This window comes from Streptococcus intestinihominis (assembly GCF_046824975.1).
In the GTDB taxonomy this organism is placed as follows: domain Bacteria; phylum Bacillota; class Bacilli; order Lactobacillales; family Streptococcaceae; genus Streptococcus.
Window position 1 is genome coordinate 602658 of the sequence record NZ_JBKQBL010000001.1, and the last position, 5880, is coordinate 608537.

General features: G+C 39.3%; 6 protein-coding genes. All 6 read right to left on the reverse strand.

The window, feature by feature from the left end; translation table 11 throughout:
* Window positions 1-223 precede the first annotated feature (223 nt).
* The gene (gene rpsD / locus ACLOR3_RS02990) at window positions 224-835 is read right to left on the reverse strand and encodes a 30S ribosomal protein S4 (RefSeq protein WP_003009175.1); all 612 of its coding nucleotides are present in this window, start codon (window positions 833-835) and stop codon (window positions 224-226) included.
* Window positions 836-1426: 591 nt separating this feature from the next.
* The gene (locus ACLOR3_RS02995; protein WP_006595358.1) at window positions 1427-1699 is read right to left on the reverse strand and encodes a Veg family protein; all 273 of its coding nucleotides are present in this window, start codon (window positions 1697-1699) and stop codon (window positions 1427-1429) included.
* 3 nt (window positions 1700-1702) lie between these two features.
* Window positions 1703-3058, reverse strand: coding sequence for a replicative DNA helicase (dnaB, locus tag ACLOR3_RS03000; protein WP_411400192.1), 1356 nt, complete (start codon window positions 3056-3058; stop codon window positions 1703-1705).
* Window positions 3059-3082: 24 nt separating this feature from the next.
* The gene (gene rplI / locus ACLOR3_RS03005; protein ID WP_411400193.1) at window positions 3083-3535 is read right to left on the reverse strand and encodes a 50S ribosomal protein L9; all 453 of its coding nucleotides are present in this window, start codon (window positions 3533-3535) and stop codon (window positions 3083-3085) included.
* On the reverse strand, window positions 3532-5508 hold the full coding sequence (locus ACLOR3_RS03010; protein WP_497867386.1) for a GGDEF domain-containing protein: 1977 nt from the start codon (window positions 5506-5508) through the stop codon (window positions 3532-3534). The genes rplI and ACLOR3_RS03010 overlap by 4 nt, the downstream gene beginning before the upstream one ends.
* A 213-nt stretch (window positions 5509-5721) precedes the next feature.
* Window positions 5722-5880 (reverse strand): tRNA modifying enzyme MnmG family protein (locus tag ACLOR3_RS03015; RefSeq protein WP_412036996.1); only part of this gene is annotated, 159 nt, incomplete at its 5' end.

Below are 5880 nucleotides of genomic sequence, written 5' to 3' on the forward strand. Positions count from 1 at the left end.
TCGCTATTTGGTTTATTATTTTAGGTATTCGGTCACAAAAATCTCCAATTCAGGAGAGTTGTTATTTATTTTGAAAAAGAAAAACCGCCTATTTTTACAGACGGTCATTTCTTTCTATGAAGTAAACTTAGGAAGCAAATAACTGAACAAACCCAGAAATCAAGGTTTTAAGACAAAACAAAAAGCCCACTGTTGTAGGCTTTCTGCAAGTTTTTTCTTAAAATTAAAGCATTTTGTTGTAGAATTCAACGACAAGTGCTTCGTTGATTTCTGGGTTAATTTCATCGCGTTCTGGCAAGCGAGTCAATGAACCTTCCAATTTTTCAGCATCGAATGATACGAATGCTGGACGTCCAAGAGTTGCTTCAACAGCTTCAAGGATAGCTGGAACTTTAGCTGATTTTTCACGAACTGAGATCACTTGACCTGGAGTTACGCGGTATGAAGGGATATCAACGCGTTTTCCGTCAACAAGGATGTGACCGTGGTTAACGAATTGACGAGCTTGACGACGAGTAGTCGCGAGTCCAAGACGGTAAACAACGTTATCCAAACGACGTTCCAAAAGAAGCATGAAGTTGAAACCGACAGTTCCTTCCTTGATCTTAGTAGCTTGTACGAACAAGTTACGGAATTGTTTTTCACCAAGTCCGTAAGAGAAACGAAGTTTTTGTTTTTCAGCTAATTGCAAACCGTATTCTGACAATTTTGAACGGTTGTTTGGTCCGTGTTGACCTGGTACGTAGTTACGACGTGCCAATTCTTTACCTGTACCTGTAAGTGACAAGCCAAGACGGCGAGATTGTTTCCAAGATGGTCCTGTATAACGTGACATTTGAAATGTCCTCCTATAAAAATAATTTTTTGTAGGAAATAACGTTTTAGACAAACCTGATTCGTTCAGAAAGCCTTCGCCCAAACAGCAAAGGTTACTTTTCTAGCTGGCTTCCTGTTGACGAGCTTCATTTTGTCCTGCTGTCATTTCGCACAAATTCTATTATACCACTAATACCAGCCCTTGTAAAGTTGCTTTCTCATTTTTTTGATTTCTTTCTATAAATGAAAAGCAAAATGAGGTTTTCTAGCTAGGGGCTTTCTAAATCACATATTTTTGACGCGGATGACCATGTATTTTCATCCCTATCCAATATTTTTATCTTGTTTACAGGAATCTTTACACCTTTTTTACAACTTGTCAATCATGATTGTTCTAATAACCTCCTAAGACCCTCTATTTTAGTAATATGAAAAATATAGATGAGACGACTCTTCAAAAGATCCCCCTATCTAATATTGACAGATTTGATTGTGAAATTGACATCTTTGTCAATAAATTTACACAACAAATCTTTATGATATGTTCAGGACACCAAAAAAACCATCTCCAAGAAGAGACGGTTGGAAGTTCTAGCTCACCCTAGCCAGATTAGTCTAAGTAATGAATCAAATTTTTCTCAGTCAAAATATCTGAGTAAGTATACGATTCAACATAGGTTGTTGCTGGTTCACCAGGTAAACTGTTTTCATTCGTGTACTCAATAATAAACAAAGAAGGATAGACTTCAATTAATCGACCAAACTTATTTTTTTGACGTTTACGACCATTTTCCAAGGTCATTTCAACAATTTGGCCTTCATGAGCCTTGATTTCTTCTTTGATTTTTTTCATTTTTGCTACATCTGTAAATGCATCACTCATCCATTATTCCTCTACTCTCTTTGATATGCTGGAAAACTTATTATATTCTTTCTGGAAGATTAACTCCACTGTTCCACGCGCTCCTGAACGGTTTTTTTCAATGATGACTTCAACCTTGTTATTCGGCATGCCTTCTTCTTCCTCACCTGCACGTTCATAATAATCATCACGGTATAGAAAGGCAACAATATCTGCATCCTGCTCAATGGATCCTGATTCACGGATATCAGATAGAACCGGACGCTTATCTTGTCTTTGTTCGACTCCCCGAGACAGCTGACTAAGGGCAATCACAGGAACCTTCAATTCTTTCGCCAAAATTTTTAATTGACGAGAGATTTCTGAAACTTCCTGTTGCCGGTTTTCGCGTCCAGTCCCTGTAATCAACTGCAAGTAGTCGATAAGGATCAAGCCAAGATTACCTGTTTCTTGTGCTAACTTTCTAGAACGAGACCGAATTTCCGTAATCCGAATACCAGGAGTATCATCTATATAAATGCTGGCATTGGCTAGATTTCCTTGGGCAATAGCATACTTCCGCCATTCATCATCTGTCAACTGACCGGTACGAATAGAATGAGACTCAATCAAGCCCTCTGCTGCCAACATCCGGTCCACCAAACTTTCAGCACCCATTTCCAGTGAGAAAATAGCAACTGTTTTATCCAACTTGGTTCCGATATTCTGGGCAATGTTTAGAGCGAAGGCAGTCTTACCAACCGCTGGACGCGCTGCAAGAATAATCAACTCTTCTTCATGAAGACCTGTTGTCATATGGTCAAGATCTCGATAACCTGTTGCAATCCCCGTAATATCCGTTGTCTGCAATGACCGAGTTTCAAGACTTCCAAAGTTGATATTTAGGATATCCTTGATATTCTTGAAACCACTTCGATTGGCATTTTCACTGACATCAATCAGGGCTTTTTCTGCGCCTGCAATAATCTCATCCGACGGACTCGCTCCATCATATGCTTGATTAATGCTCTCCGTTAAACGGGCAATCAAGCGTCTTAGAATCGCTTTTTCAGAAACAATCTTTGCGTAATATTCCGCATTGGCTGAGGTTGGAACAGAGTTGATAACTTCAGCTAGATAAGAGAGACCACCGATATTTTGCAAGTCCCCTTGGCTATCTAAAATATTGCGAACGGTCGTCGCATCAATAGCATCTCCCCTATCTGCAAGGTCAATCATCGCCTTAAAAATTAACCGATGGGCATATTTAAAGAAATCTGCTGGCTCAATAAACTCACGAACAAAAACCAGTTTTCCCTCATCAATAAAGATGGCTCCTAAGACAGATTGCTCTGCTTGGATATCTTGAGGCTGGGTTCTTAATTCTTCTATCTCAGCCATAGTCATTCCTTTCTAACGATATACTTAACCTTCGTTTACCCGAATTTGGATAACACCTGTAATATCCTGATAAATTTTAACAGGCACATCAATCAAGCCGACAGAGCGAATTGGAGAAGCTACTTGAATGTGACGCTTGTCGATTTTGATCCCAAATTGTTTTTGTAGTTCTTCTGCAATTTTTTTATTGGTAATAGAACCAAATGTACGTCCATCAGGACCAATTTTTTCTGTAAATTGGACAACGGTCGTTTCTTCTGCTAATTTCGCTTGAATATTTTTCGCTTCTGCAACTAGTTCCGCATGGGCTTTTTCTTCAGATTTTTGCTTACCGCGAAGTTCCCCAATCGCTTGGGCGTTAGCTTCTTTGGCTAAATTCTTTTTGATCAAAAAGTTTTGAGCATAACCTGTTGGGACTTCTTTAATTTCCCCTTTTTTTCCTTTTCCTTTTACATCTGCTAAAAAGATAACTTTCATTCTTCTTCCTCCTTATCCTTTTGGACCTCTTCTTGAATACAGTCAATCAATTGGGTACGAACTTGATCGATGGTTACATCTTCCAATTGAGAAGCCGCCGAATTAAAGTGGCCTCCGCCTCCCATTTGCTCCATAATTTTTTGCACGTTGACTTTGCTTCTGCTTCGAGCTGAAATGGAAATGCTTCCTTGTTCATTCAGAGCAATGACAAAGGTTGCCTCAATTTTAGACATGGCCAACATACTATCGGCTGCTTTACTAATGGTAACCGTTCCATAAGGAACATCTGCTGCGCCTGTTGCCACAATAATATGTGGGAAAACCAATTGACCATTTAGGATCAATTCATTAACTTCGCGGTACTCATCGAAGTTAATAGCTGAAATTTCCTGAATGAGGACACTATCACTACCTCGGCTTCGTAAATAACTAGCTACATCAAATGTACGGCTCGTTACGCGAACAGAGAAACTCTTGGTATCCAACATAATTCCAGCCATCAAAACACTGGCTTGAATCTTATTCAAGCGGTTCTTCTTAGAATTCTGGAACTGAAGCAATTCCGTAACCAACTCACTGGCACTACTTGCGCCACTTTCAATATAAGTGATCATGGCATTTTCAGGGAAATCTTCATCCCGTCTATGGTGGTCAATGACAATGACTTGGTGAAACTTCTCATACAAATCATTTGAAAGCGTGAGAGCTGTCTTCGAATGGTCTACCATAATCAAAAGGGATTGATCGGTTACCATCCGTAGAGCATCTGAAACCGTTACGAGTTTAGTCGCTCCATCTGATTGAATTTTTTCAACCGCTCGTTTGATATCCTGAGCCATAGACCTATCATCATAAACTGCATAAGAGCGTTCGTTGATATTGTTTGCAAATAATTGCATCCCAATCGATGCCCCCAAAGCATCCATGTCTAATTTTTTGTGGCCAACAACAAATACCTGATCAACCGATTTAATTTTTTCGGAAATAGCTGTCATCATCGCACGAGTTCGCGTACGAGTGCGCTTGATAGAAGAAGCTGTCCCCCCTCCAAAGAAAATAGGATCCTTACCTTCTTCTCTTTCTTTCACAACCGCCTGGTCGCCCCCTCGAACCTCAGCTAAGTTTAGATTCGATAAAGCAACTCTACCAATTTCATCATGATTGCCATCTCCGTATGAGAATCCCATACTTACCGTAATGGGTAATTCACGATTTTTCGCTTCCTCACGGAATTGGTCAATAATAGAAAATTTGGATTCGATTAATTGTTCAAGAACGGTATAGTCGGTAAAAAGATAAAAGCGATCCATCCCGACTCTTCGGTAAAACATATGGTATTTTTCCGAAAATTCTTCAACAAAGTTTGCAATAAAACCATTGATACTACTGATATCTGAATCAGACACAACATCTTCTAAATCATCATAGTTGTCTACGGACATAATCCCGATGACCGGCCTAGTCGTTACAAGACCAACGTTGGCCTCATACTCACTAGACGCATCAAAAAAATAAACGACACTGGCCTGGGAATCTAGATAAACAGAATATTTCTTATCTCCAATGGTTGCATAATGGCCTTTCCCTTCAAAAGGAATCGCCAACACTTGTTGCAAGTATTCCACATCGAATTGCCCATCCTCAGTAGAGAAAATCAACTCCGCATAAGGATTGAACCACTCAACTTCATTGGTTTCACCGTTTACCTTGATTACACCAACTGGCATTTTATCCAGTAGCGAGGCCAATCCATTTTCAGCCTGATGATTGACATATTGAATTTGTTCTAGCTCATCCAATTCTACTTGCTTTAATTGATGAAGAAAGAGATAGATGACACCGGAAAGAATCAACAGAATCACAAATAAATTTGCAATTGTGCCACCCAATAATCTGGAACTGATGGCTAATATAATAAATGCTAACAAACCTACCATACAATAATGGATAGGCGTCATACGAAATTTTTTCATCATAAACCTCTGTTGGGCCATTATACCATAAAACATAAGAAAAAGCGAGGCCAGTCAAGCCTTTCCACCAAAGAAAAAGCTGACAGGGATAAAGGTCCGGTCGCTCATTTGTCAAACAGTGTAAAGTATATTTACACTGTTGTAAATATACAGTAAAACAAGAAAAGAAGTAGCTATTTGGCTACTTCTTCCACATATTTACATCCTAATAAGTTAGGATTCTTTTTCTTGATTCTTAGAAATACTCCGACTCTTGCCTTCAAGATACACCATCAAGATAGAAATGTCAGCTGGGTTAACACCTGAAATCCGGCTAGCTTGACCAATCGTTTCTGGATTAATCAATTTGAATTTTTGACGAGCTTCTGTTGC

Excerpts from the sequence above, each read along its gene's own strand:
- rpsD (WP_003009175.1), bottom strand. The coding sequence starts at position 835 with ATGTCACGTTATACAGGACCATCTTGGAAACAATCTCGCCGTCTTGGC.
- ACLOR3_RS02995 (WP_006595358.1), bottom strand. The coding sequence starts at position 1,699 with ATGAGTGATGCATTTACAGATGTAGCAAAAATGAAAAAAATCAAAGAA.
- dnaB (WP_411400192.1), bottom strand. The coding sequence starts at position 3,058 with ATGGCTGAGATAGAAGAATTAAGAACCCAGCCTCAAGATATCCAAGCA.
- rplI (WP_411400193.1), bottom strand. The coding sequence starts at position 3,535 with ATGAAAGTTATCTTTTTAGCAGATGTAAAAGGAAAAGGAAAAAAAGGG.
- ACLOR3_RS03010 (WP_497867386.1), bottom strand. The coding sequence starts at position 5,508 with ATGAAAAAATTTCGTATGACGCCTATCCATTATTGTATGGTAGGTTTG.